Here is a 25,552-nt window from a genome sequence, read left to right as displayed (position 1 = left end):
GACTATGACGACCCAACACAACGCGTTGCTGACGGCACGCAAACCTGTGGACCTGCGCGCGCTGCTCGACAACTGGGCGATGCTGCTCGCGGCGCTGGCGATTTTCCTGCTGTGTGCCTTGCTGATCGACAACTTCCTCTCGCCGCTGAACATGCGCGGGCTGGGCCTGGCGATTTCCACCGTGGGCATCGCCGCCTGCACCATGCTGTTCTGCCTGGCGTCGGGGCACTTCGACTTGTCGGTGGGTTCGGTGATCGCCTGCGCCGGGGTGGTGGCCGCGATTGTGATGCGCGACACCGACAGCGTCATGCTGGGCATCGGCGCGGCGCTGCTGATGGGCCTGATTGTCGGGCTGATCAACGGCATCGTCATCGCCAAGCTGCGGGTCAATGCGCTGATCACCACCTTGGCGACCATGCAGATCGTGCGCGGCCTGGCCTATATCTTTGCCGACGGCAAGGCGGTAGGAGTGTCCCAGGATCAGTTCTTCGTGTTCGGCAACGGCCAGTTATTGGGCGTGCCGGTGCCGATCCTGATCACCATCGTCTGCTTTGTGTTCTTCGGCTGGCTGCTCAATTACACCACCTACGGGCGCAACACCATGGCCATCGGCGGCAACCCGGAAGCGGCGCTGTTGGCCGGGGTCAACGTGGACCGCACGAAGATCCTGATCTTTGCCGTGCATGGCCTGATCGGTGCGTTGGCCGGGGTGATCCTCGCGTCACGCATGACCTCGGGCCAGCCGATGATCGGCCAGGGCTTCGAGCTGACGGTGATTTCCGCTTGCGTGCTGGGCGGGGTGTCGCTCAGCGGCGGCATCGGCATGATCCGCCATGTGATCGCCGGGGTGCTGATCCTGGCGATCATCGAGAACGCAATGAACCTGAAGAACATCGACACCTTCTACCAGTACGTGATCCGCGGCTCGATCCTGCTGCTGGCGGTGGTGATCGACCGCATGAAGCAACGCTGAGCTCCTTCCTTTGCATTAGCGGAAGAACTCGCCGGGAGTGGCGTCGAATTGCTGGCGAAACGCGTTGATAAACGCCGACGTGGATTCATACCCGCACGCCAACGCCACATCCGTCACCCGCTGGCCTTGCTCCAGGGCGGGCAGGGCGCCGAGCAGGCGCAAGCGCTGGCGCCAGGCGCGGAAGGTCAGCCCGGTGTCACGCAAAAACAGGCGGCTGAGGGTCTTCTCGCTGACCGCCAGCTTGCGGCTCCAATCCCCCAGCGTGGTGGGTTGCTCCGGGTGCAGCTCCAAACTGCGATAGATCTGCCGCAAGCGCGGGTCGAGGGGCAACGGCAGCATCAAATCCACCTGGGGCGCCGCCGCCAGTTGGTCCAGCACCACCTGGGCCAGCCTGCCGTCCGGGCCCTCTTCGGCATATTCCACCGGCAGTTCGCTGAAGCGGCGGATCAACTCGCGCAACAAACTGCTCACCTCCAACACCTGGCAACGTTCGTCCGCCCAGGCGGTGACGCTGCAATCCAGGTACAGGCTGCGCATCTCCGTGTGCGGCGAGCTGTAGACCCGGTGCGGCATGCCCGCCGGAATCCACACCGCGCGCTGCGGCGGCGCGACGAAGCGGCCGACGCTGGTCTGGATCTCCAGCACCCCGGAAATCGCGTAGGACAACTGCACCCACGGATGGCTGTGCCGACGGGTCAAGGCGCGGTTGGGCAAGGATTCGGTGCGTCCGTACACCGGGCGTGGCAGGCTGGAAAGCCCGGGCACGCTGCGGCGGACGGTCTTGTCATGTCCTTTTGGCGGCATTTACTGGCTCATTGGCGTTAGTCGGTAATAAAGCGTTACGTTAGAGTCGCGATGACGTTCTTGGCAACCCCGGAAGATCCTGCTTATGACTCGCCCGCGTTTTCTGCCCGACAATTTCACCCTGACCCTGATTGCCACCGTGCTCCTTGCGTCCTTGCTGCCCGCCAGCGGCCAGACCGCCGTGGCTTTCGGCTGGGTGACCAACCTGGCCATCGCGCTGTTGTTTTTCCTGCACGGCGCCAAGCTGTCACGCCAGGCCATCGTCGCCGGGGCCGGGCACTGGCGCTTGCACCTGCTGGTGTTCAGCCTGACTTTTGTGCTGTTCCCCTTGTTGGGCCTGGCGCTCAAACCGCTGTTGTCGCCGCTGATCGGCAAAGACCTGTACATGGGCATGCTCTATCTGTGCGCGTTGCCGGCCACGGTGCAGTCGGCGATTGCCTTTACGTCCCTGGCGCGCGGCAATATCCCGGCGGCGATCTGCAGCGCGGCGGCGTCGAGCCTGTTCGGGATCTTCCTCACGCCGTTGCTGGTGACGCTGTTGCTGAATGTCCACGGCGAGAGCGGTTCGACCGTCGACGCCATCCTGAAAATCAGCGTGCAACTGCTGTTGCCGTTCATCGCCGGCCAGATCGCCCGCCGCTGGATCGGCGAGTGGGTCGGCCGCAACAAGGCCTGGCTGAAGTTCGTCGACCAGGGCTCGATCCTGTTGGTGGTCTACGGCGCGTTCAGCGAAGCGGTCATCCAAGGCATCTGGCAGCAGATTCCGCTGTGGGAGCTGGGCGGCCTGGTGGTGGCCTGCTGCGTGTTGCTCGCCCTGGTATTGCTGGCGTCCACGCTGCTGGGCAAAGCTTTCGGCTTTAATCAGGAGGACCGCATCACCATCCTGTTCTGCGGTTCGAAGAAAAGCCTGGCGACCGGAGTGCCGATGGCCCAGGTGCTGTTCGCCGGGGCGACCATGGGTGTGTTGATCCTGCCGTTGATGCTGTTTCACCAGATCCAGTTGATGGTGTGTGCGGCCTTGGCGCAACGTTATGCGCAGCGCCCGGAAAGCATTCCGGAACTGATGGGGCAGGTGGATCCGTGATCGGTCTATCAGACATTTCTTAAAGCGACGAAAGGCCTAAAGCCTGCGTCAAAACGGACGACTCACTTCTTGTCAACCCAAGAAGGAGCGTCGACATGAACGTTATACGTTTGTCACTGGTTACAGGCTTCCTCGCTGTATGGACGGGGACGTGCATGGCGGCGCCGCAGGGTGGCGTCGTCCGATTCTACGGCAGTATCGTCGAGCCGGGCTGCACCACGGCGGCGGCGAGCGGCTCGATAATGGACTTGAAAGGCTGCCCGCAGGCCAGTCGCGGCAACCAGCTCGCGGTGCAGCCGGTCCGCAGCGTCAAGGCGGTGGGCGCGCCCAACGCCCATGTGCGGTTGATGGCCGACACCCCCAACGGACGTTATTACGACCAGCGGTATGTCCTGGTGGACGCCTTCGATAAGCCCATTCAGACGGGTAGCTACTTGATCACCCTGACCTCGCCCTGATCGATCCGCAGGCGATTTGCTCCGGATGAGCGTCAACAGCCGCCCGAGAAACCTATAGAATGCTCGGCGGCGGCGCTTGTCCTGGGTGGCCGTTTGATCATCGTCAGAGTGCCGCGCCCTTCAATGAGCCTTTCAACCGCAACGCCCCGTGCCAACTGGCAACCGGTCATCGCCCTCGCGCTGGCCGCCTTTGTGTTCAATACCACCGAATTTGTGCCCGTCGGCCTGCTCAGCGCCATCGGCGCCAGCTTCGACATGCCCATTGCCAGCGTCGGCCTGATGCTCACCATCTATGCCTGGATCGTGTCGCTGACCTCGCTGCCGGTGATGCTGCTGACGCGCAACATCGAACGGCGCAAGCTGCTGATCGTGTTGTTCGGCCTGTTCATCGCCAGTCATATCCTCTCCAGCGTCGCCACCAGCTTCGGCCTGCTGATGGTCAGCCGGATCGGCATCGCCTTGTCCCATGCGCTGTTCTGGTCGATTACCGCGTCCCTCGCGGTACGCCTGGCGCCGGCCGGCAAACAGGTGCAAGCCCTCGGCCTGTTGGCCACCGGCACGTCGCTGGCGATGGTGTTGGGCATTCCCCTGGGCCGCCTGCTGGGCGAAGCGATGGGCTGGCGCACCACGTTCCTGGTGATTGCGGCCTTCGCCGCCGGCCTGGTGTTCTGGCTGGCGCGCACCTTGCCGCTGTTGCCAAGCCAGAACTCGGGCTCCCTGCGCAGCCTGCCGCTGCTGTTCAAGCGCCCGGCGCTGGTGGCGCTGTACGTGCTCACCGCCATGGTGGTCACCGCGCAATTCACCGCCTACAGCTATATCGAACCGTTTGTCGAACGTGTCGCTGGCCTGAGCGGTAACGTCGTGACCCTGTTCCTGCTGGTGTTCGGCGGCGCGGGCATCATCGGCTCGCTGTTGTTCAGCCTGGTACACCGCTTCAACCCGCATCTGTTCGTGGTCGGCGCGGTGTTCCTGCTGGGCGCGTGCCTGGCACTGATGCTGCCGTTGAGTGGGGCCGAATCCTACCTCGTCGGCCTGAGCGTGTTCTGGGGCATGGCGATCATGGGCTTCGGCCTGGCCATGCAGTCCAAGGTCCTGGTCCTCGCCCCGGACGCCACCGACGTGGCCATGGCGATGTTCTCCGGCATCTACAACATCGGCATCGGCGGCGGCGCGTTGCTGGGCAGTTGGGTCGGCAGCCACTTCGGCTTCGCCTGGATCGGCGCGGCGGGCGGGTTGTTGGCGGCTCTGGCGTTGATCGGTTATTGCCTGGCGATCCGACGGTTCGGCCAGGGTGTCGCGCGCGACTGAAATCAGACAAGTCTTACAGGGCACTTTGATGCCTGTTGCTACCGTCTCCCAGGACCTCCCACATCCTGTGGTGACGGCGATCACCACGCCCTTCGATCAGGGCCGTGGTGTTTGAAAAGCAATGGAGTCGATTGTGCAAAAGCGTTTGACCGCAGAGTTTGCAGGTACCTTCTGGTTGACGTTCGGCGGGTGTGGCAGTGCCATCCTGGCGGCGGCATTCCCGACGCTGGGGATCGGGTTTCTGGGGGTGTCCCTGGCGTTCGGGCTCACCGTGCTGACCATGGCCTACGCGGTGGGCGGTGTCTCAGGCGGGCATTTCAACCCGGCGGTGACCATCGGCCTATGGGCCGGGCGCCGCGTTCCCGGTGCCGATGTGCTGCCTTACATCGCCGCCCAGGTCGCAGGAGCGATTGTCGCCTCTGCCGCCCTGTACGTGATTGCCAACGGGCAGTCGGGTTTTGAGCCGGGTGGTTTTGCCGCCAACGGCTATGGCCCGCTGAGCCCCGGCCAGTTCGACATGAAGGCGGCGTTGCTGGCCGAACTGATCGCTACGTTCTTCTTTGTCCTGATCATCATGCGCGTGACCGCACCGGGCGCGGTTGCCGGCTTTGCGCCGATTGCCATCGGCCTGGCGCTGACCTTGATTCACCTGATCCTGATCCCCGTGACCAACACCTCGGTCAACCCGGCGCGCAGCACTGGGCCGGCGTTGTTCGCCGGGGTCGAGTACCTCGCGCAACTCTGGGCGTTCTGGCTGGCGCCGATTGCCGGCGGGGTGTTGGGGGCGTTGGCGGCGCGCGGGTGGGAGGCGCGCAGCCCGGCTTGAATCGAAAAAGGGGGGAATCAAGCGCATTCCCCCTGCATCACTTCCAGGTCTGCACGTCCTGTGCATCCACCGCCTTGAAGAACGCATCCGCGATCTTCTGCTGCTCAGCCAATTGATCGATCGTCCCCGGTTACAGGTGCGGTTTCACCCATTTCCCGGCCTGTACCCACTGCGCGTACACCCCCGATAAATACTGTTCCGATCTGAGCTTAGGGCGCTTTTTGTGCGTTTCGAGGCATCGGGCATAACCATAGAATTATATGGTTCTTTCATAATTGTCGTTGATTAATATAATCAAATTGTAGTTTTGCCGCAGGTGCCCTGCATGACGCAAGGCGCGCAATCTACCTAGCGAACACAATCATGGGAGTTTTTGCATGGCCGCTTTCGATCCTTTAACCCGCCGCCGCCTCCTGGGCATGGCCGGTATTACCCTGGCCAGCCCCTTGCTGCTGTCGCTGCCCCGCCTGGGCTTCGCCGCCGACGAGCACGCCGCGCACCACACGCCCCAGGAGCCCGCCGGCACCGGTGAGTTCATCCGCCTGGATGCGCCTCGCGCGCTGAAACTGGCGGTCAACCTGAATGCCGTGTGCCTGGCCCCGGTGGTGATCGCCCACGGTCAAGGTTTCTTCAAACAGCACAACCTGGATGTGGAACTGGTCAACTTCGGCAATTCCACCGAGGTGCTGCTGGAAGCCATCGCCACCGGCAAGGCCGATGCCGGTGTGGGCATGGCGCTACGTTGGCTCAAGGCCCTGGAGCAGGGCTTCGATGTCAAGCTGACCGCCGGCACCCATGGCGGCTGCCTGCGTTTGCTCAGTGCGGCGAACGGCGGCGTAAGCACACTCGAAGCCCTCAAGGGCAAGACGATCGGCGTGACGGACATGGCCAGCCCGGACCGCAATTTCTTCTCGATCCTGCTCAAGAAGCACGGCATCGACCCGGTGCGCGACGTCGAATGGCGCCTGTACCCGGCCGACTTGCTCGGCACCGCCCTGGAGCGCGGCGAGGTGCAGGCGGTCAGCGGCAGCGACCCGTTCATGTATCGCCTGATCAAATCCGGCGTGGCGCGGGAACTGTCCACCAACCTGGTGGAGGCCTACGCCAACCTCAGCTGCTGCGTGGTCGGTGTCACCGGCAAGCTGGTGCGCGAAGACAAGCGCGTGGTCGCGGCGCTGACCCAGGCGATCCTCGAAGCCCACGACTATTCCGTGCAACACCCCGAGGTCGTCGCCAAGGGTTTCCAGGCCTATGCGTTGAACACCTCCACCGAAGAAGTCCAGGCGATCCTCCACGACCACACCCACGGCCACCATGCGGTCGGCGTCGCGCTGACCGCGGAAATCACCACCTACGTCACCGACCTGAAAACCGTGGAAGTGATCAGCCAGGGCACCGACCCGCTGGCGTTCGCCAAGGAGATCACCGCCGATGTCTTCAGTTGACGCGACCACCCTCAACCCACCCGTGGCGTTCAAGGTCTGGTGGTCGGGCCTGGCGGTGGTCGGCGCCTGGTTGGCCGTGGCGCTGCTGATCAGCTACTGGCCCAATGCGACGCGCGACTGGCCGATGACCCAAGGCTTGGCCCATCTCTGCGTGGGCGTGGCGGCGGTGTTCGGGGTGTCGAGTGTGGCCGGGCGCCGGTTCGCCAGGCTCGGCCTGCGCCTGCGCGGAGCCGCGTCATGGCTGATCGCTTTACCGCTGCTGTTGGGCATTTGGGAGCTGCTCACGGCGAAACTCGCGCTGCTGCCGGTGCCGTTCTTCGCGCCGCCCCAGGCCCTGCTCGCGGTGTATGTCGAAGACTACGCGCGCCTGGCCGACAGCCTGCTGCATTCGGCGTTGCTGCTCGGTGCGGGCGTGGCGTTGGGCGCGGCGACCGGGTTTATCGCCGGCGTGGCCATCGGTTGGTCGACGCGTATCGGCTATTGGCTGCATCCGGTGCTGCGCATCCTCGGCCCGGTGCCGTCGACGGCGCTGTTGCCGTTGTGCTTTTTCCTGTTCCCCAGCAGTTGGAGCGCCAGCGTCTTCCTGATCGCCCTGGCCACTTGGTTTCCGGTCACGGTGCTGACCTGGTCCGGCGTGGCCAGTGTCGATAAAGCCTATTACGACGTGGCGCGCACCCTTGGTGCAAAACAGCCTTTTCTGATCTTCAAGGTGGCGATTCCCGCCGCCTTGCCCCATGTGTTCGTTGGCCTGTTCATGGGCCTCGGCGCCTCGTTTTCGACCCTGGTGGTGGCGGAAATGATGGGCGTGAAATCCGGCATCGGCTGGTACCTGCAATGGGCCCAGGGGTGGGCGGCCTACGCGAATATGTATGCAGCGTTGTTAATCATGGCGCTGGCCTGCTCGGGGTTGATCAGCGGCTTGTTCCGGCTGCGCGACCACTTGCTGGCCTGGCAGAAAGGAGCGATGAAATGGTAGCCCTGGCAACCGCAGTAGAAGCCGCGGCGGGATTGACGCTGCGCATCGAAAACCTGAGCCACGGGTTTGCCTTGGACGGTGAGCATCTGCCGGTGCTGCAGCGGGTTTCGCTGGACGTGGCAGCGGGGGAGTTCGTTGCCTTGCTCGGGCCTTCGGGGTGCGGCAAGTCCACCTTGCTGCGTCTGGTCGCTGGGTTGGAACCGGCGGATTCCGGGCGCTTGCTCGCCGATGGTGAGCCGATCAGCGGCCCGGACCCGAGCCGCGTGGTGGTGTTCCAGGACCCGACCTTGTATCCGTGGCGCCGCGTGTGGGACAACGTCGCCCTCGGCCTCGAAGCCCAGGGCCTGCTCAAGACCCATGCCGCCAAAGTCGATGAAGCCTTGGAAAAAGTCGGCCTCAGCCAATTCGCCCGTGCCTTCCCTCGGCAACTGTCCGGCGGCATGGCGCAGCGGGTTGCGCTGGCCCGTGCGCTGGTGAACCAGCCGCGCCTGCTGATCCTCGACGAGCCCTTGGGCAAACTCGATTCCCTGACCCGCATCACCATGCAAAAGGAACTGATCGACCTGTGGCAACGCCAGGGCTACACGGCGTTGCTGGTGACCCACGATGTGGAAGAAGCCTTGCTCCTGGCCAACCGCGTGATCGTGTTCAGCGACCGCCCGGCGACCCTGCAGGCGCAATTGACCATCGAGCGGCCATACCCCCGGCACCGCGACGATCCTTATCTGGTGGACCTGCGCCGGCAGATACTTGGCTTGCTGGGGTTGGGGGAGAACTGGTAGGTATGACTTGATCAGTCTGAGCAGCGCCTGGCGACTCAATCTATAAAGCTGTCGATGACAAGGGCCGGTATCTGCATTGGGACGAGTTTCGTCGATATCCAGCGCCGGGTGTCAAGAAAGAGGCCGCATGGGCAGCTATCAAGATGTCCCGGGCTTGCGCGAGTAAGACCCTGGAGCTTCGCAGCGAGTGCGGCAGTGCGTTTTTTTTGTGCATCACTGACTTTTGTGAGGCGGTTGTTCACGGCGTCGAGTCGTTGACGTCCAGCTTCGGCGGGGCAGTGGCGTCTTCTCCCCAATACCGCGATAACACTCGGTATCTGGTGGACTCCTTGATGAAGAGGCTATATCCAGCGCGCAGTTGGAAGGCGCCGCGACGACTCGTAAAATCGCCAAGGACATGTTGGCCAAGGCGCGCATGCCTCAAGACGATGATGAGCGGATGATCCTCAATCCTGTTCCTCACCTCGCAACTGCACGCTCATCGCCTCGCAACTCTGCGCCCAGTCGCTCAGCCACTGCGGCAGGGGCGGCGATGTTTCGGCCAGCCCCAGCTCCCGCAGGAAATCCGCCGGGGGCAGGGTGCCCTTGGCTGAGCGGAACAGCCCGCGCATCACCACCACGCCGACCACCCGACCCTTGCTGACGAAACGGTGCTCCATCAGGCTCCACTTGTGGTCCCAGCCGAGTATGCGGGTGTGTACCTCGAACACTTCGAACACCTTGAGTTCGCGGCGGAACTTGCCCCAGGTATCGCCCACGATCGGCAGCGCCTTGTTGCGCAGGGCCACGCGAAAAGCGCCGGTGCGCAAGACAAAATCCATCCGGGCAACGTCCGCCAGGGTGAAGTAGCGGCCATTGGTGACATGCCGGTTGAGATCCAGGTCCAGCGGCCATACCCGCATGCGTACCACGGTGGTGGCCAGGCCATGGGCAGGCTTGCGCCAGGGGCGACGGCAGAGCATGTAGAGCAATCGAAACCAGAGATTCATAGAGACGCCACAGAGTTGAACAGTGGCAGCACTGTAAGGGCGCCAAATCGGCTAAGGTAGGTGCGCAAATGACTTATTTAATGCGAAAAGCGCAAAAAGGTCCGTGAATGCACATTACCTTGCTCCTGGCCGATCACTGCTCCGCCGCCAGCGCCACCCTGGCCCTGGAAATGCTCAGCGCCGCCAACCTGTTTGCCGACCATCCGCCCTTCGAGATCGTGGTCGCGTCCCTCGACGGCCAGGCCGTGAATGCCTGGGGCGGGCAGCGTCTGCAAGTGGCCTGTTCGACCGCGCAGATCGCACAGACCGACCTGGTGTTGATCCCCGGCTTTCTCTTCACCTTGAAAGAGGCTTTGCCGACGTTTGCCGCCTTCGGCCCCTGGCTGCGCGAACAGCATGGGCGCGGCGCCGTACTGGCGTCGATGTGTACCGCCGCCTTTCTGTTGGCTGAAACCGGTGTACTGCAAGGCTTGCGCGCCACCACCCACTGGGCGTTTGCCGAGCTTTTCCGGCGACGCTACGCAGACGTAAGCCTCGATGACGCGCAGATGCTCTGCGAAGAAAACCGCGTGATCACCTGCGGTGGCGCCAGTGCGGCGATGGACTTGATGCTCCACCTGATCCGCCGCTTCGGCTCGCCGGAACTGGCTCACACCTGTGGCAAATACCTGCTGATCGACACGGTGCGGACGGTGCAGTCGGTGTACGCGATGTGGTCGTTGCCCAAGAGCCACGGCGACGCGCAGATACTGCGCGTGCAGCATTGGCTGGAGCAGCACTGCGCCGAGGCGCTGGTGATTGACGAGGTGGCCCGGCACTTTGGTTTTGGGGGGCGCAATTTCAAGCGACGTTTCAAGGAAGCCACCGGCTATACGCCGATCGCTTATGTGCAGACCCTGCGCCTGGAGCGCGCCAAGCAGATGCTGGAGTCGACGCGCATGACCCTCGAAAGCATCACCTATGCGGTGGGCTACGAAGACAGCAACTCGTTCCGGCGCCTGTTCCAGCAGCGGGTGGGGATGCTGCCGGCAGCGTATCGCAAGCGGTTTCAGGCCAGTACCCGATAAGCAGGCGAAAAAAAACCGGCTGATCAGGCCGGTTTGGGGTGCCGCGCACACAGCGCGGGGTCAAGCGTTGTTGCCCTGCAGGCGATCCGCACCGCCTTCAGCCAGGCCACGTTCCTGCAGGCGATCTGCACCGCCTTCAGCCAGGCCACGTTCCTGCAGGCGATCTGCACCGCCTTCAGCCAGGCCACGTTCCTGCAGACGATCCGCACCGCCTTCAGCCAGACCACGTTCCTGCAGACGATCTGCACCGCCTTCAGCCAGGCCACGTTCCTGCAAGCGATCTGCACCGCCTTCAGCGACGCGACGTTCCAGCAGGCGTTCAGCACCGCCTTCGGCGACACGGTTGCCTTGCAGACGCTCGGCACCGCCTTCGGCGACGCGGTTTTCGTTGAGGCGATCAGCGCCGCCTTCAGCGACGACTGGGTGGGCAAAAGCGTTTGCAGCAAGTACCGAGAAAGCGAGGCTAAGCAAGAGTTGGCGTTTCATGAGAGTGTGCTCCGAGTGTTTGATTAGGGTGTTGCCTAGTGTGGGTTTGATGTTACGCGTTGGCATTTTTAAGAGAACTTCATTGGGCTGATGGTGACTATCGACGCCAGCGATAGCCCGCGTCGGCGGGCTATCGTGCAGCCGTCATGGCATCTGCGGCAGTTCCAGAGGGCGCAGGTCAAATACCAGCACCTCGGCATCGTCACCGTGGCTCAGGCGGATCTGGCGCTCATCGCGCACGCGGGCCCCGTCGCCTTCCTGTAGGCGTTGGCCGTTGATCTCGACGCTGCCGCGGGCCACATGGATGTACACGTGGCGGTCCGGCGCCAGGTCCAGGCTTGCGCTTTCGTCAGCGTTGAACAGCCCGGCATAGACCCGTGCATCCTGGCGCACGTGAAGGGAGCCTTCGGCGCCATCCGGCGAGATGATCAACTGCAAGCGTCCACGTTTCTGCGCTGCGCTGAAGTGCTCCTGCTGATAGCGTGGCTCGGCGCCGGAGACATTCGGTACGATCCAGATCTGCAGGAAATGCACGCCACGGCTCTGGCTATGGTTGAACTCGCTGTGGGCCACGCCGCTGCCGGCGCTCATCAGTTGCACATCGCCGGGGCGGATCACCGAACCGGTGCCCAGGGTGTCCTTGTGTTCCAGGGCGCCTTCGAGCACATAGGAGAAAATCTCCATGTCGCGGTGCGGGTGCTGACCGAAGCCACGGCCTGCGGCGACGCGGTCATCGTTGATCACCAGCAGGTCGGAAAAACCCTGTTCGGCGGGGTTCCAGTAGTTGGCGAACGAGAAGGTGTGGAACGACTTCAACCAACCGTGATTGGCGGCGCCGCGGTCGGAGGCTTTGCGAAGGGTCAGCATGGTGGTGTCCTCAAGTCAGAGCGGGCTGCGAAATGCAGGGCGCTTGCGTTGAGAAGAAGGTTACTGGTTACTGGAATATTCATTAAGAAGCTGATATCTGAATAACTGTCGCATTGAGGTTGACAGTTGCGGACGTGGCATAATACCCGCTGCCTTCCTTCCTGATGGACGTCTCTCTATGAACACCGTGGCCATGGCGCTGTTTCCGGACTTCCTCCTGCTCGACATGGCCGGGCCGCTTGAAGTGTTTTCGATTGCCAACCGCTACCTGCCAGCGGCGCAGCACTATCGGATCCTGATCGTCGGCACCGAGCCCGGCCCGCTGCGTGCGTCCAATGGTGTGGTCGTGCAGCCCGACCTGCTGCTGGCCCAGGCGCACGATGCCTATGACCTGCTGCTGGTGCCCGGTGGTCCCGGTGCCTATAACGAATGCCACCCCGACCTGTTGCCCTGGCTCCAGGCCGCTGCTCCACGCGCGCGGCGCTTCGGCTCGATCTGCACCGGTGCCTTTGTGCTGGGGTATGCCGGGTTGCTCGACGGCCACCGCGTGACCACCCACTGGCATTACACCGAGCGGCTGATCAAGGCCTTCCCCCAGGCCGTTGTCGAAACCGACCGTATCTACCTGCAGGACGGCCGCCTGATCACGTCCGGCGGGGTGACGGCGGGTATCGACCTGGCGCTGTCGGTTGTCGCCCAGGACCACGGCAAGCAGGTCGCGGTGGACGTGGCCAAAGTGCTGCTGGTGGTGATGAAGCGCCAGGGCGGGCAGGCCCAGTTCAGCCCGATGACCGCCGCCGTGGCGCCCCAGGAAACCGCGATCACGCGGGTGCAGAGCCATGTGCTGGCGCATCTGGACCAGCCGTTCACCATCGAATCCATGGCGGCACTCGCCGGCATGAGTGCGCGGCACTTTGCGCGGTTGTTCGCCAAAGAGGTGCAGATGACGCCGATGGCCTTCCTGCAGGGCGCGCGCATCGACCGCGCCCGGCACCTGCTGGAAACCACCGACCTGCCGCTCAAAACCGTGGCCTTTCACGCAGGCTTTGGCAGCGTGCGGCATATGCGCTTTCTGTTCAGTGAAAAACTCGGCCTCAACCCCACCCAATACCGGCAGCAGTTCAGTTAACGACAGGATGTCCGTCTCGCGCACCCGATTGTCCGTATCGCTCCCCGTGCCAGCATTGTCCTGTTACAACGAGCTGGCAAGATAACGGCAGGCCCATGGAAGAAGGATGCGCGGAAGCCCAAGCTCGGGTGTTTCAGCGCTTTTACGCAGATGAACAACGACCATGCGATGCGCTTTGGCCCTTACACCTTTCATCGTCAGCAGCGCCTGGTCAACAAGGCAGGCATGCCCGTGCCGTTGGGCGGGCGTGCGCTGGACATCCTGGCGGTGCTGCTCGAAACGCCCGGGCAATTTGTCAGCAAGGACACCCTGATCGCCCGCGTCTGGCCGTGCAGCGTGGTGGAAGAGAACAACCTGCGGGTGCATATCGCCGCCCTGCGCCGTGCGTTGGACGGTCGTCGCTACATTCTCAATGAACCCCAACGCGGCTATTGCCTGGTTGCGCCGCTGCAGGAGGCCGCTGGGAACGCGGCACCGCGGCACAACCTGGCGACCCGGCTCAGCCCGCTGATCGGTCGCGACGAACTGGTGGGGACGTTGGTCCGACGCCTGTCGGGGCAACGCCTGATGACCCTCACCGGAGGTGCTGGCGTCGGCAAGAGCAGCCTGGCGCTGGCGTTGGCCGAGCGTGTGTTGCCGCGTTATCGCGACGGCGTGTGGTGGCTGGATCTGGCCGGTGTCGATACGCCCACGGCAATGCTGCGCCAGTTGGCCGAGACCCTCGGGCTCGACGCGGCTGACAGTGGCGCGGCGCTCTTCCGTCAATTGGCCTCGCGCCAGTTATTGCTGGTGCTCGATGGCGCCGACGTGTTGCTCGGCGCCTGCCGTCATCTGGTGCGCGCGCTGCAGGCCAGCGCGCCTGGGGTGACGCTGTTGTTGAGCAGCCGCGAAGCCTTGCGGGTGCCCGGCGAGTGGGTGCAGCGCGTGCCTCGCCTGGCGCTGCCGATGCCATCCGCCTGGGGCAGCGTCGAGCAGGCGATGGCCTACTCGGCGGTGCAGGTGTTCGTCGCGCGCGTGCGCGCCAGTCAGCAAGGGTTTGCCCTGCGGCCCCAGGACTTGCCGGCGCTGCGCGATATCTGCCGCCGGCTCGACGGTATTCCGTTGGCCCTCGAACTGGCGGCGGCCCAGGTCGATGCTCTCGGCGTGCAGGGCTTGCAGGTGCAATTGCGCAGCGGCCTGCAAGTGCTGGCGCGCGGTCGGCGCACGGCGCTGGAACGCCACCGATCCCTGGCGGCGGCCCTGGACTGGTCATACGAGCGCCTGAGCCTGCCGGAGCGTTGGCTGTTCCTGCAACTGGGCCTGTTCAAGATGGCGGTGAGCTTGCCCGTCCTGGGGCAGTTGATCGCCGGCACCGAGCTGGCTCACGCCGACCTGCCATACCTGCTGCGGCGACTGGTCGACATCTCGCTGCTGAGCGTGGAGCCCGGCCTCGGTCCCGAGCGTTACCGCTTGCTCAACAGCGTGCGCAGCTACGCCCTGGCGCAACTGCGCGACCCGCTGCAAGTGGCGCGTCTGCAGCAAGGGTATGGGCATTATCTGGGGGCGTTTTCAGGCCGGCCGTTTGTCCTGCAACTCGTCGAGCAGGCGGCGCACGCCGATTAGGTCCTGGGTGGCGAACCCTTCGCTGAATCGCCCGTAGACCGAGTCCAGCAGCTCGCGTGCCGCTTGCCGGCGGTCTTGGCGCTGCCACAGCCGCGCCAGCGCGGTCGCACTGCGTAACTCCCAGGCCAGGGCGCCTTGCTGGTGCGCCAGGCCGAGTGCCTCGAGCAACAGCGCTTCTGCCGGGATGTCGTCACTGTGCTCGGCGCGCACCCGCAGGATCTCTGCCGTACACCAGCCGGCCGCGCCGCTTTTGGCGCGTTCGAACATCGCCGCGTCCACCGCGCCCGCGTTAAAGGTCACCAGGGTATCCGCGATCAGGCCGAGCCCGGGCATGGCTTGCGTCGGCGCTGCGCCCGCGTAGTGTCGGGCCCAGGTATGAAACAGCTGCACCGAGTGCTTTTGCGCTTGTTGCAACAACAGTTCCTGCAGCGAATGGGCCGCGGCCGCGTCGCCGTTGTAGCGGGCGATGACCACCCCGGCCAGGGCCAGGGTGTAGCAGATCGAGGTGCCGTGGTTGATCTGCAGCGCCAGTTCCAGGGCCTGGTTCGCGGTGCGCCAGGCCCGCTCCGGGAACCCCCGCAGCCACAGGATGCGAGCGAGGATCGTCAGCGAGGCCACGCCCTGGTCGTACTGCACGCCGAAGCCATGGGTGAACCGGTTCAGATGGCCGCTGTGGGCCATGCGCTGGATCACCTGTTCGGCATTGCGCAGGGCCAATGCCTGGTGACCGGCAAAGTGCTGGGCCAGTACCCGCAGGCGCTGGGCGCTGAGGTCGAGCAAGGGGTCGGCCTGGGGGCCGAGTTGATCGAAGTGCAGGCTTTGCGCAAGTGCCTGGCGATAATTGCCGCAGCACAGGTTGACCGCCATATGGCCCGACACCGCACGCAACTGGCCGCTCAAGTCGTTGTTCGCTTCGGCCAGGCGCCGCGCGTAGGCAAAGGCGTCAATGGTCTGCGGCGTACCGCCCTGGGTGTGATACGAAAAACTGCCCAGCGCCAGTTGCAACGCCATGTGCAAGTGCGGGTTCGGCGCGGGCGATTGCGCCAGCCGTGCGAGCGCCTTGCCCACGTACAGCCCGTGTTCCCCCAGCAATGACAGCTCCTGCCACAACGGCATCGCGCTGACCGTCAGGCGAATACCCAACAGGTGCGTGCCCTGGTCGCCCAGGCCCCAATCCAGTGCGGCGCGGATGTCTTCGCGCAGGGGCGCGTAGCGGTCGATCCAGGGCTGCGTCGAGGTCAGTTCCCAATCGTCCCGGGCCTGTTCCATCAAGGCCAGGCAGCGTGCGGCGTGGCGCTCGCGGGTGGTGTCGAGTTCAGCGGCCACGCTGAGCTTTTCCAGGGCGTAGGTGCGGGTGATGTCCAGCAGGCGGTAGACCATCTCGTCATCGCCGGGCTCGACATTGAGCAACGACTTGGCCACCAGTTGGGTGATCGAACCCAGCACCTCGGCCGGCGCGATCTGTTCCCCGGCGATCACCGCCGCCGCGCTGGCCAGGCTGAAGCCGCCGCGAAACACCGCCAGGCGGCGCAGGCAGATCTGTTCGCAGGGCGCGAGCAGGTCGAAACTCCAGTCCAGCGTGGCGCGCAGCGTCTGTTGACGGGGCAGGGCACTGCGGCGGCCACGGGTCAGCAGGCGAAAGTTGTCTTCCATCTGCACCAGCAGGCCTTGCAGGCCGAAACGTTCGATCTGCGCCGCCACCAGTTCAATGGCCAGCGGGATACCGTCGAGGCGCTGGCAGATATCAATCGCCAATGGCAGTTCGGCTTCGCTGAGGGCGAAGCTGTCCTGATGGGACATGGCGCGTTCGATCAACAGTTGCAGGGCCGGATAGCCCAGCGCCTGGGCACGGTTGCCGGTGGCGGGCGGGCAGGCCAGCGGCTCCAGGCGCTGCACGTATTCACCCTCGGCGCGCAGTGCTTCACGGCTGGTGGCGAGGATGTGAACGTTGGGGGCGTGGCGCAGCAGGGTCTCGCTGATCAGGGCGATGTCATCGAGCAGGTGTTCGCAGTTGTCGATCACCAACAGCAACTGGCGCGTGTGGAGACTGCGCGCGAGGGTCAACAGCGGCGCGTGTTCGTCGGGGGTGAGGTCGAGCAGGGCGGCGAGGTTGGGCAGGATCATCGACGGTGCGCTGAGGGGGGCGAGGTCGAGCAGGCGAATGCCGTCGCGGTAATGCCCGATCAACAACTCGGCGACACGCAGCGCAACCGTGGTCTTACCGATGCCTCCCGCGCCGGCCAGGGTGATAAAGCGTTGTTGCGGCAATTGCTGCACCAGCGCATCGATCAGCGCCTGGCGGCCGATCATCCGCGTGCTGCGCAGCGGCAGGTTGTGGGCCTGGCTTTGCGCACTGCCGTCGGTTGGAAGGGTCATCGGTTCGATGCTCAGTGGCGCAACAAAACTGTAGCCGCGCTGGGCCACGGTGACGATATAGCGCTGCCCGGCCTGGCCATCGCCCAGGGCCTTGCGCAACGCCGCCATATGCACGCGCAGGTTGCCGTCTTCGACCACGCTTTTGGGCCAGACCCGCGCGATCAGTTCCTGCTTGCTCACCACATTGCCGGCCTGTTCCAGCAGGATCAGCAGGATGTCCACTGCCCGCCGTCCCAGGCGCAACGGCCGGCCAGCCTCCAGCACCAGGCGTTGGCGCGGGTGTATCCGATACGGGCCGAAGTGTACGGCCTGTTCGCTGAGATCGTTCATGCCAGCGCGAGCTCTGAAAAAAGGGTTCGCCCAGCATATTCCACGCTTGCGCTGACCACTAGGCGGCAATCGCCTGCTTGCGACGCAATTGGTGATTACGCCAGGTCATCGGGTTGACGCCTTCGCTGCGCGTGAACATATGGCAGAAGTGCGCCTGGTCGCAGAAGCCACATTCAAGGCTGATTTGCGTCAGGCTCAAGGACGTGCCGGTGATCAACTCCTTGGCGCGCTGGATGCGCTGTTGGCGAATCCATTCCTGCGGCGACAGCCCGGTGGTGCATTTGAAGGCGCGGGAGAAATGGCTGCGCGACAGTGCGCAGGCCTGGGCCAGGTCGGCAATCGCCAGGCTTTCGCCGAGGTTGGCGAGGATCAGTTGCTTGGCGATACGCTCGCGCCGGGGGCAGAGGCCGCCGGTCGCGCAGAAGCTTGGAGCACCGTGCTCAAGTCGGGCCATGACGAAATATCCGCAGTCGATGGGAGCGTTCCCGGTGAATGGATGCAGTGTAGACGGCCTCATTCTTGGTGCCGTGCCGTCCGACTGACGAGTTAATCGTTGTTAATTTCGCCAGTTGTTGGCGTGGAAAAGACAGCACAGGTGTGCAATCGCGCTCGCCGCGCCGCGTGCTTAGCTGGTGCTCTGTCAACTGTTTGGGGACCGCCATGAACCGCAACGACCTGCGCCGCGTCGACATGAACCTGCTGGTGATTTTCGAAGCGCTGATGTTCGAGAAGAACCTGACCCGGGTCGCCGAAAAACTGTTTATGGGCCAACCGGCGGTGAGCGCGGCCTTGGGCCGTTTACGCGATTTGTTCGACGACCCGTTGCTGCTGCGCAATGGGCGCGGCATGGAGCCCACACCACGCGCAATGGCAATACTCAAGGAGCTGCAACCGGCCATGGACACCATCTCGAGCGCGGTCAGCCGCGCCAAGGATTTCGACCCTTCCACCAGCTGTGCGGTGTTCCGCATCGGCCTGTCCGATGACGCCGAATTCGGCCTGTTCCCGCCGTTGCTCAGCCAACTGCGCGACGAGGCACCGGGGATCGTGGTGGTGGTGCGCCGCGCCAATTACCTGTTGATGTCGTCGCTGCTGGCCAGTGGCGAGATCACCGTGGGAGTCAGCTACACCACGGATCTGCCGGCCAATGCCAAGCGCAAGAAACTGCGCGACATTCCGTGCAAGGTGCTGCGCGGCGATGGCGGCACCGCACCGCTGAGCCTGGACGAATACTGTGAACGGCCGCATGCCATGGTGTCGTTCTCGGGGGACTTGAGCGGCAATATCGACCTCGACCTGGCGCGCATCGGCCGGGCGCGCCGGGTGGTGCTGGCGGTGCCGCAATTCAGTGGCTTGCGGGCGTTACTGGCGGGCACGCAGATCATCGCGACCGTGCCGGACTACGCCGCGTGCGCCTTGACCGAAGGCACCACGTTGCGCGCGCAGGACCCACCGTTTGCGATCGACGCCGCAGAGCTGTCGATGGTGTGGAGCGGGGTGCATGACAACGACCCGGCGGAGCGCTGGTTGAGGAGCCGGATCAGCGCGCACATGTCCAGCTTCCCCGCGTAGGCGGCCCGGCAAGTCACCGCGCCAAACAGCACAAACATCCAATTCCGAATCGCCCGTCGCCGCCAAACTCGCCTCATCGCTCAGCTCTCCAGGGGGGAAGAACACACCATGGACCCAACACCTGAAACCGGTTCCGACGAAGTCGTCACCCTGATCGTCAAACACCGGATCAAATCCGGCAGCGAGGCCAACTACGAAGCGTGGCTACGCCGCATAGTACGCATCGCCGGCGAACGCCCGGGCCACCTCGGCGTCGACGTCGTGCGCGGTAAACACGACGGCCTGTCGCTGTTCACCTGCGTGTTGCGCTACCGCTCCACCGACGACCTGCAACGCTGGCTCGACTCCCCCGAGCGCAAAACCCTGATCGAAGAAGCCGCGCCGCTGCTGGCCGACGGCGACCACACCGAAATCGGTGCGGTCAACGAGTTCTGGTTCACCCCCCAAACCGACAGCGTCGCCAAACCGCCGCGCTGGAAACAGGCTGTGGTCACCCTGTGCGTGATCCTGCCGCTGACCCTGCTGGTACCGATCGTGTGGGGCCCGATATTGGGCCTGCACCCGTTCCTGTCCAACTACGTGGTCGCCACCTTCCTGATCACCCTGACCATCGTGTTGCTGGTGGTGTACCTGCTGATGCCGGCGGCTACCCGCCTGTTCGCTCCCTGGCTTGAAGCCTCTGTAAAGGAAACCCTATGAACGCCGATCTGATTTTGTTCAATGGCCAGTTCCACACCGTGGACCGTGAAAACCCACGCGCTACCGCCGTCGCCATTCGCCAGGGGCGCTTCGTGGCCGTGGGCACCGATGGCGAGGCCATGGCCCTGCGCGGCAGCGGCACCCAGGTCATCGACCTCAAGGGCCGCACGGTGATCCCCGGCCTCAACGACTCGCACCTGCACCTGATCCGTGGCGGCTTGAACTACAACCTCGAACTGCGCTGGGAAGGCGTGCCGTCCCTGGCCGACGCCCTGCGCATGCTCAAGGACCAGGCCGATCGCACCCCGACGCCGCAATGGGTGCGCGTGGTCGGCGGCTGGAACGAATTCCAGTTCGCCGAAAAGCGCATGCCGACCCTGGACGAACTCAACCAGGCGGCGCCGGACACGCCGGTGTTCGTGCTGCACCTGTACGACCGCGCCTTGCTCAACCGCGCCGCCCTGCGCGTGGCCGGCTACACCAAGGACACGCCCAACCCGCCGGGCGGCGAGATCGTGCGTGACAGCAACGGCAACCCCACCGGCATGCTGGTGGCGCGGCCCAACGCGATGATCCTGTATGCGACCCTGGCCAAAGGGCCAAAACTGCCGCTGGAATATCAGGTCAACTCGACCCGCCAGTTCATGCGCGAACTCAATCGCCTCGGCCTGACCAGTGCGATCGACGCCGGCGGCGGTTTCCAGAACTACCCCGATGACTACGCGGTGATCGAGCAACTGGCCAAGGATGAACAACTGACGGTACGTATCGCCTACAACCTGTTCACGCAGAAGCCCAAGGAAGAACTCAGCGACTTCAAGCACTGGACCGGCAGCGTCACCCTGCATCAGGGCGACGACTACCTGCGCCACAACGGCGCCGGCGAGATGCTGGTGTTCTCCGCCGCCGACTTCGAAGACTTCCTCGAACCGCGCCCGGACCTGCCGCTGAGCATGGAGCAGGAACTGGAGCCGGTGGTGCGCCACCTGGTCGAGCAGCGCTGGCCGTTCCGCCTGCACGCCACCTATAACGAATCGATCTCGCGCATGCTCGATGTGTTCGAGAAGGTCAACCGCGACATCCCGTTCAATGGCCTGCCGTGGTTCTTCGACCACGCCGAAACCATCACCCCGCACAACATCGAGCGTGTGCGCGCCCTCGGCGGCGGGATTGCGATCCAGGACCGCATGGCGTTCCAGGGTGAGTACTTTGTCGAGCGCTACGGCGCCAAGGCCGCCGAAGCCACGCCGCCGATCAAACGCATGCTCGCCGAAGGCGTACCGGTCGGCGCGGGCACCGACGCCACGCGGGTGTCGAGCTACAACCCGTGGACCTCGCTGTACTGGATGGTCAGCGGCCGCACCGTGGGTGGCCTGGAGCTGCACGCCGAAGGACTGCCGCGCCTGACCGCGCTGGAACTGTTCACCCATGGCAGCGCCTGGTTCTCGTCCGAGCAGGGCAAGAAGGGTCAGATCAAGGTCGGCCAGTTGGCGGACGTCGCCGCGCTGTCGGCGGATTTTTTCAGCGTCGATGAAGAGGCCATCAAGTGGATCGAGTCGGTGCTGACCGTGGTCGGCGGCAAGGTGGTGTATGGCGCCGGCGACTTCGAAGATTTCGCACCGCCGCGCGTGCCGGTGCTGCCGGACTGGTCGCCGGTGGTCAAGGTGCCGGGGCACTGGCGTCCCGCTTCGCCGCTGCAGGCGCAGGCTCACCACTGCAGTGGCCCGTGTGGCGTGCATGCTCATGGCCATGAGAAAGCGCGTCTTTCCAACGTGCCGGTCAGCGACTTCCAGGGCTTCTGGGGTGCGTTTGGCTGCTCGTGCTTTGCGTTCTGATACCTAAACCCACAAAGGAGTTAACCCATGACTTACAAGCGCTTGAACAAAGATGACGCCGTGGTGCTGTTGGTGGATCACCAGACCGGCCTGATCTCCCTGGTGCAGGATTTCTCCCCCAACGAATTCAAGAACAACGTGCTGGCCCTGGCCGACGTGGCGAAGTTCTTCAACCTGCCGACCATCCTCACCACCAGCTTTGAAAGCGGCCCCAACGGCCCGCTGGTGCCCGAGCTCAAAGAACTGTTCCCGGACGCGCCGTACATCCCGCGCCCTGGCCAGATCAACGCCTGGGACAACGAAGACTTCGTCAAGGCGGTGAAGGCCACCGGCCGCAAGCAGATCATCATTGCCGGTGTGGTGACGGATGTGTGCGTAGCGTTCCCGACCCTGTGCGCTCTTTCCGAAGGCTTTGAGGTGTTCGTGGTCACGGACGCTTCCGGTACCTTCAACGAAACCGTGCAACAGGCGGCCTGGGCCCGTATGACCGCAGCCGGCGCGCAACTGGTGAACTGGTTCTCCGTGGCCTGCGAGCTGCAGGTTGACTGGCGCAACGACATGGAAGGCCTGGCCAACCTGCTGTCGCCGCGCATTCCCAACTACCGCAACCTGATGAACAGCTACTCGGCGTTCACCACCAAGTAACCCGACCTCGGGAATCTCAGTAATCCCCTGTGGGAGGGGGCAAGCCCCCTCCCACTTTTGATTGTGTTGGCACATTAGGTTTGTGGTGCAGCACCTGACAGGCTATAAATCAGCAAAATGTCCACCGAGACGCGACAATGAATCCCTTCGAAGACATGCGCCTGTTTTGCCAGGTCATGGAGTCCGGCAGTTTCACCGCCGCCGCCGAGCAATTGGGGCTGTCCAAGCAATTCGTCAGCCGCCGCCTGATCCAACTCGAAGACCGCCTCGGCGTGCGCCTGCTCAACCGCTCGACCCGCCGCCTGGATGTCACACCCCTGGGGCAGAGTTACTACGAATCGGCCTTGCGCCTGCTCAGCGAAGTCGAGCAAGTGGAGCAGGGCATCGCCGGGCAGAACAGCGAACCGCGCGGCACCATTCGCCTGAGTGCGCCGTTGTCGTTTGCCATGGCCCATCTGGGTTGCCTGCTGCCGCTGTTTTTGCAGCGCTATCGGCAGGTGTCGGTGGAAGTCGATCTGAGCGACCGCCCGGTGGACTTGATCGGCGAAGGCTACGATCTGGTGTTGCGCATCGGCATCCTCGAAGACTCCACCCTGATCGCCCGGCGTATCGCCAGCGTGCAGCGTGTGTACTGCGCCAGCCCCGAGTACCTTGCATTGCGTGGCACACCGCAGAAACCCGACGACCTGACCGACCACGATTGCCTGCCCTACGGCCACGGCCGCCAGGTGCAATGGCGGTTCCAGAGCAAAGGCAAGCCGCAGTCGCTGAACGTCAGCGGGCGCATGCGCGTCAATAATGGCGAGTTGCTGCGCGACGCCGCCATCGCCGGGCTGGGCGTCACCTACCTGCCGACCTTTATCGTCGCCGATGCCTTGGCGGACGGGCGCCTGGTGACGCTGTTACAAGACTTCGCCCCCGAGGCCCTGACGCTGTCGGCGGTGTACCCGCAGCACCGGCAGAGTTCGAGGCCGGTGCAGGCGCTGGTGGAGTTCCTGCGCGAGCGCCTGGCTAACGGCTGTTGAACAGCTGACGGATCAGGTTCGGCGTGGTGCCTGTCCAGCGCTTGAACGAACGCCGGAAGTTCGCCGCATCGTTGAAGTTCAGGTACGCGGCCACTTCATCGTTGCTGAACCCCTTGACCTGATACAGGTGCAACGCGACGTGCTTGCGCACCCGATCCACCTGCTGCTGAAAGCCGGTGTCGTGCTTGTGCAGTTTGCGCTTGAGGGTCGCCGGGCTCATGGCGAACGCCTGGGCCGCCTGTTCCAGGCTGGGCGGCTGGCGCACCTGTTCGCGCAGGTAGTCGTAGAGGCAATCGAGAAAACTGTCGGCAAAACCGAGCTGTTCGATCTGCTCGCGGGCCTGCTGGCGCGCGACTTGGCCGGCGGTGGCCGACGCGCCGGGCCAGGCCATGACCAGGTATTCGCGCGGGATGCACATCATGTCCAGCGGGCGCGCGAAGCGCGTGTGTTCGCCCAGGTGAACCCAGTATTGTTCGACATAATGCGGCTCGCCATGGCTGAAGCTGCATTGCCACGGCAGGCGCTGGCCGCTGAGCCAGCGGCTCATGGCGACCAGCGAGGTCATGCTGGCTTCCAGCAGGAACCGCCAGTGTTCGCCGGCGCCGCAGCTGTCCCGCCAGTACAGGTAGGCATGGTGTTCATCCCGCTCCAATTGCAGCGTCACCAGCGGGCTGAGCAGCACCTGTTGCTGGATCAGGATCTCCAGCGCCTGATCCAGGTTCTGCGCGTGGCCCAGGGCATGGCTGGCGGCGCCGTAATAGCCGGGCAGCAGGCGTTGGCCAAACAGGAAGCTGCTCTCATCGGCAGCGAGCAGGCGCCGGCTGTTGCCGATCAATCCGAGAAACTGCTGCGGGCTCAGTTGTGCTGTACCGGCGAGGATGTCCTCGTGGAACAGCCCGGTGCCGCGCAACAGGCGATGGCTGTCGATGTCGCGGGACAAGGCCAGGTCGATCAACGTGGCGGGTTGGTAATGCCCTGGGATGAAGCGGCTGTCGGCCTCATACCAACGGGTTTTCACGGCCATCTCAGGCGCTTTTCGCAAGCGGTTGTTTGGCCCGGGCGAGCGTCAGGTTCAAGCGCTTGAGCAAGTCCTGGGGCGGCTCGTCCAGGGCCATCACCACGGCCGTGCTCGCCGCCAGTTGCAGGCGCTCGCCGTGTTGTCGCGTCTTGTGCGCCAGGCTGCGCACCGCTTGCTCCAACTCCAGCGCCAACGCCTGGGCCTGGCGCTCGCCGGTGTTGGGCAACACCACCACAAAGCGGTCGCCGGCCAGGCGGCAGAGTAAGTCCTGGCGGCGCAGATTGAGCAGTAGCACATGGCTGAGGGCCTGCAATACCGCATCGCCCTCGGCGTGGCCGTAGGCCTGGTTGATCGCAGTGAAATTGTCCAGGTCCAGGGCCAGCAGCGACAGCGGTTGTTGCTGGTCGCGGCTGTCTTGCAGGCTGTCGGCCAGTTGGCGCTTGAGGTAATCGGCGCCGCCCAGGGGCGTGAGTGTGTCGAACAGCCGGTGCTCGCGAAACAGCCGCTCGCGCTTCTCCATTTGTGCGCTGATCGCCAGTTGTTCGCGGTGCCAGTGGTAGATGCCCAGGGTCAGCAGGATCATGCCCACCGGCATCGGCCCGGACTCCAGCCAGTGATCCCAGGTGATGCTGGCGGGCAGGCGAATGAATTCGTCAAGGCTGTCGATCCACCAGGAGAAAAAGATGCACGACAGGCCCAGTGCCAGGTAATTGGTGACGCGCCCGGCGGGGCGGCTTTTCAGCACCAGGCCCAGCCATACCAGGGCGAGCAGGGCGGAGCCGCCTTCGCCGATGATATCCAGCCATACCCACTCGCTGACGTTTTTGAGCTCGCCGCAGGCCAGGTGCAGGATCAGCCCCAGATTGGCCGCGAGCAGCAGCAGGGCGAGTTTCCAGCGGTGGGGTTTGAGCACGCAAAACATGGCCGCGAGTCCTCTGGCGAATGAGCGATGGGCGCCAGCACAGCAGATGGATGTGACGATTGGATGACGCTGGGGGAGGGTCGAATCAGCTCACCCCACACGCGATGAAAACCAACGGTGGGAGGGGGCTTGCCCCCGATTGCGGTGTGCCAGATGGCTTATCTATTGACTGACCCACCACTATCGGGGGCAAGCCCCCTCCCACCGTTGACCTCCAGAGGTCATTTCGGCTCATTCCACGTTGAGAACCAGGCAAAACTCCCGGTTTACGGGCCTTGCGACCAACCCCTGTCACAGAACCGTCATCCCCCGGCCCTAGCGTGCCCTCCCAGTT

General features: G+C 64.1%; 24 protein-coding genes. 16 read left to right on the top strand and 8 right to left on the bottom strand.

Annotated elements, in window-relative coordinates:
* The first annotated feature begins 4 nt into the window (after nucleotides 1–4).
* On the top strand, nucleotides 5–973 hold the full coding sequence (gene araH / locus AC07W0_RS17305) for an L-arabinose ABC transporter permease AraH (RefSeq protein ID WP_495029335.1): 969 nt from the start codon (nucleotides 5–7) through the stop codon (nucleotides 971–973).
* Between the two features lie 15 nt (nucleotides 974–988).
* Here the strand turns inward: araH and AC07W0_RS17300 are convergent, their stop codons facing one another.
* Entirely contained in the window at nucleotides 989–1,777 is a 789-nt protein-coding gene (locus AC07W0_RS17300; RefSeq protein WP_102618586.1) for an AraC family transcriptional regulator, read from the bottom strand.
* Nucleotides 1,778–1,862: 85 nt separating this feature from the next.
* Between AC07W0_RS17300 and AC07W0_RS17295 the strand changes: the two genes are divergently transcribed.
* The 7 genes from AC07W0_RS17295 (at nucleotide 1,863) to AC07W0_RS17265 (ending at nucleotide 8,656) form a co-directional block, all read left to right on the top strand.
* A complete protein-coding gene (locus AC07W0_RS17295; protein WP_046488538.1) occupies nucleotides 1,863–2,861 on the top strand; it encodes a bile acid:sodium symporter family protein in 999 nt (332 codons plus the stop codon).
* Nucleotides 2,862–2,956: 95 nt separating this feature from the next.
* Nucleotides 2,957–3,319: a hypothetical protein gene (locus tag AC07W0_RS17290; protein WP_102618585.1), complete on the top strand. Its 363-nt coding sequence runs from the start codon at nucleotides 2,957–2,959 to the stop codon at nucleotides 3,317–3,319.
* Between the two features lie 123 nt (nucleotides 3,320–3,442).
* A complete protein-coding gene (locus AC07W0_RS17285; RefSeq protein WP_046488537.1) occupies nucleotides 3,443–4,627 on the top strand; it encodes a sugar transporter in 1,185 nt (394 codons plus the stop codon).
* A 121-nt stretch (nucleotides 4,628–4,748) separates the two neighbouring features.
* A complete protein-coding gene (aqpZ, locus tag AC07W0_RS17280; protein WP_046383876.1) occupies nucleotides 4,749–5,453 on the top strand; it encodes an aquaporin Z in 705 nt (234 codons plus the stop codon).
* A 377-nt stretch (nucleotides 5,454–5,830) separates the two neighbouring features.
* A complete protein-coding gene (locus tag AC07W0_RS17275) occupies nucleotides 5,831–6,898 on the top strand; it encodes an ABC transporter substrate-binding protein (protein WP_102618584.1) in 1,068 nt (355 codons plus the stop codon).
* Nucleotides 6,885–7,874: an ABC transporter permease gene (locus AC07W0_RS17270; protein ID WP_102618583.1), complete on the top strand. Its 990-nt coding sequence runs from the start codon at nucleotides 6,885–6,887 to the stop codon at nucleotides 7,872–7,874. The genes AC07W0_RS17275 and AC07W0_RS17270 overlap by 14 nt, the downstream gene beginning before the upstream one ends.
* Nucleotides 7,868–8,656 carry an ABC transporter ATP-binding protein gene (locus AC07W0_RS17265; RefSeq protein WP_102618582.1) on the top strand — a complete coding sequence of 263 codons (789 nt, stop codon included), beginning with the start codon at nucleotides 7,868–7,870 and terminating at the stop codon, nucleotides 8,654–8,656. Before AC07W0_RS17270 ends, AC07W0_RS17265 begins: the two co-directional genes overlap by 7 nt.
* A gap of 446 nt (nucleotides 8,657–9,102) precedes the next feature.
* On the opposite strand, the gene AC07W0_RS17260 is transcribed toward AC07W0_RS17265, so the two are convergent.
* On the bottom strand, nucleotides 9,103–9,645 hold the full coding sequence (locus AC07W0_RS17260; protein ID WP_079443558.1) for an acyl-CoA thioesterase: 543 nt from the start codon (nucleotides 9,643–9,645) through the stop codon (nucleotides 9,103–9,105).
* 107 nt (nucleotides 9,646–9,752) lie between these two features.
* Here AC07W0_RS17260 and AC07W0_RS17255 point away from each other — a divergent pair, with 107 nt between their 5' ends.
* Nucleotides 9,753–10,712, top strand: coding sequence for a GlxA family transcriptional regulator (locus AC07W0_RS17255; protein ID WP_102618581.1), 960 nt, complete (start codon nucleotides 9,753–9,755; stop codon nucleotides 10,710–10,712).
* A 60-nt stretch (nucleotides 10,713–10,772) separates the two neighbouring features.
* Here AC07W0_RS17255 and AC07W0_RS17250 read toward each other — a convergent pair whose 3' ends face one another.
* Both AC07W0_RS17250 and AC07W0_RS17245 read right to left on the bottom strand, forming a co-directional pair.
* Nucleotides 10,773–11,198, bottom strand: a complete 426-nt coding sequence (locus tag AC07W0_RS17250; protein ID WP_079443559.1) for a hypothetical protein — start codon at nucleotides 11,196–11,198, stop codon at nucleotides 10,773–10,775.
* Nucleotides 11,199–11,342: 144 nt separating this feature from the next.
* Nucleotides 11,343–12,065: a pirin family protein gene (locus AC07W0_RS17245; protein ID WP_046383868.1), complete on the bottom strand. Its 723-nt coding sequence runs from the start codon at nucleotides 12,063–12,065 to the stop codon at nucleotides 11,343–11,345.
* A gap of 178 nt (nucleotides 12,066–12,243) precedes the next feature.
* On the opposite strand from AC07W0_RS17245, the gene AC07W0_RS17240 reads away from it, so the two are divergent.
* Together AC07W0_RS17240 and AC07W0_RS17235 are read left to right on the top strand one after the other, a co-directional pair.
* Complete coding sequence (locus AC07W0_RS17240) at nucleotides 12,244–13,194, top strand: GlxA family transcriptional regulator (RefSeq protein WP_102618580.1); 951 nt, start codon at nucleotides 12,244–12,246, stop codon at nucleotides 13,192–13,194.
* A gap of 150 nt (nucleotides 13,195–13,344) precedes the next feature.
* Complete coding sequence (locus AC07W0_RS17235) at nucleotides 13,345–14,796, top strand: ATP-binding protein (protein ID WP_102618579.1); 1,452 nt, start codon at nucleotides 13,345–13,347, stop codon at nucleotides 14,794–14,796.
* Here the strand turns inward: AC07W0_RS17235 and AC07W0_RS17230 are convergent.
* Nucleotides 14,743–17,502, bottom strand: coding sequence for an ATP-binding protein (locus AC07W0_RS17230; RefSeq protein ID WP_102618578.1), 2,760 nt, complete (start codon nucleotides 17,500–17,502; stop codon nucleotides 14,743–14,745). The two genes, AC07W0_RS17235 and AC07W0_RS17230, sit on opposite strands and share 54 nt — an antisense overlap.
* A gap of 58 nt (nucleotides 17,503–17,560) precedes the next feature.
* Entirely contained in the window at nucleotides 17,561–17,956 is a 396-nt protein-coding gene (locus AC07W0_RS17225) for a helix-turn-helix domain-containing protein (protein WP_046383864.1), read from the bottom strand.
* 206 nt (nucleotides 17,957–18,162) lie between these two features.
* Between AC07W0_RS17225 and AC07W0_RS17220 the strand changes: the two genes are divergently transcribed.
* From AC07W0_RS17220 to AC07W0_RS17200, 5 genes are all read left to right on the top strand, one after another.
* Nucleotides 18,163–19,074 (top strand): LysR substrate-binding domain-containing protein, encoded by a 912-nt coding sequence (locus tag AC07W0_RS17220; RefSeq protein ID WP_046383863.1) that lies wholly within the window; start codon nucleotides 18,163–18,165, stop codon nucleotides 19,072–19,074.
* 108 nt (nucleotides 19,075–19,182) lie between these two features.
* Nucleotides 19,183–19,773 carry an antibiotic biosynthesis monooxygenase gene (locus AC07W0_RS17215; protein WP_102618577.1) on the top strand — a complete coding sequence of 197 codons (591 nt, stop codon included), beginning with the start codon at nucleotides 19,183–19,185 and terminating at the stop codon, nucleotides 19,771–19,773.
* Nucleotides 19,770–21,608, top strand: a complete 1,839-nt coding sequence (locus AC07W0_RS17210; protein ID WP_079443563.1) for an amidohydrolase — start codon at nucleotides 19,770–19,772, stop codon at nucleotides 21,606–21,608. The genes AC07W0_RS17215 and AC07W0_RS17210 overlap by 4 nt, the downstream gene beginning before the upstream one ends.
* A gap of 27 nt (nucleotides 21,609–21,635) precedes the next feature.
* Nucleotides 21,636–22,253 (top strand): isochorismate family cysteine hydrolase YcaC, encoded by a 618-nt coding sequence (gene ycaC, locus AC07W0_RS17205; protein ID WP_046488519.1) that lies wholly within the window; start codon nucleotides 21,636–21,638, stop codon nucleotides 22,251–22,253.
* Between the two features lie 137 nt (nucleotides 22,254–22,390).
* Nucleotides 22,391–23,278, top strand: a complete 888-nt coding sequence (locus AC07W0_RS17200; RefSeq protein ID WP_102618576.1) for a LysR family transcriptional regulator — start codon at nucleotides 22,391–22,393, stop codon at nucleotides 23,276–23,278.
* Here AC07W0_RS17200 and AC07W0_RS17195 read toward each other — a convergent pair.
* Together AC07W0_RS17195 and AC07W0_RS17190 are read right to left on the bottom strand one after the other, a co-directional pair.
* On the bottom strand, nucleotides 23,265–24,302 hold the full coding sequence (locus AC07W0_RS17195) for an AraC family transcriptional regulator (RefSeq protein ID WP_046488516.1): 1,038 nt from the start codon (nucleotides 24,300–24,302) through the stop codon (nucleotides 23,265–23,267). The two genes, AC07W0_RS17200 and AC07W0_RS17195, sit on opposite strands and share 14 nt — an antisense overlap.
* Nucleotide 24,303: 1 nt before the next feature.
* A complete protein-coding gene (locus AC07W0_RS17190) occupies nucleotides 24,304–25,218 on the bottom strand; it encodes a GGDEF domain-containing protein (RefSeq protein ID WP_102618575.1) in 915 nt (304 codons plus the stop codon).
* Between the last annotated feature and the right edge of the window lie 334 nt (nucleotides 25,219–25,552).

Source organism: Pseudomonas sp. GW704-F2 (assembly GCF_059423025.1).
The sequence above is the reverse complement of the archived record's forward strand: the minus strand, read 5'-3'. Positions and strand labels throughout refer to the sequence as shown.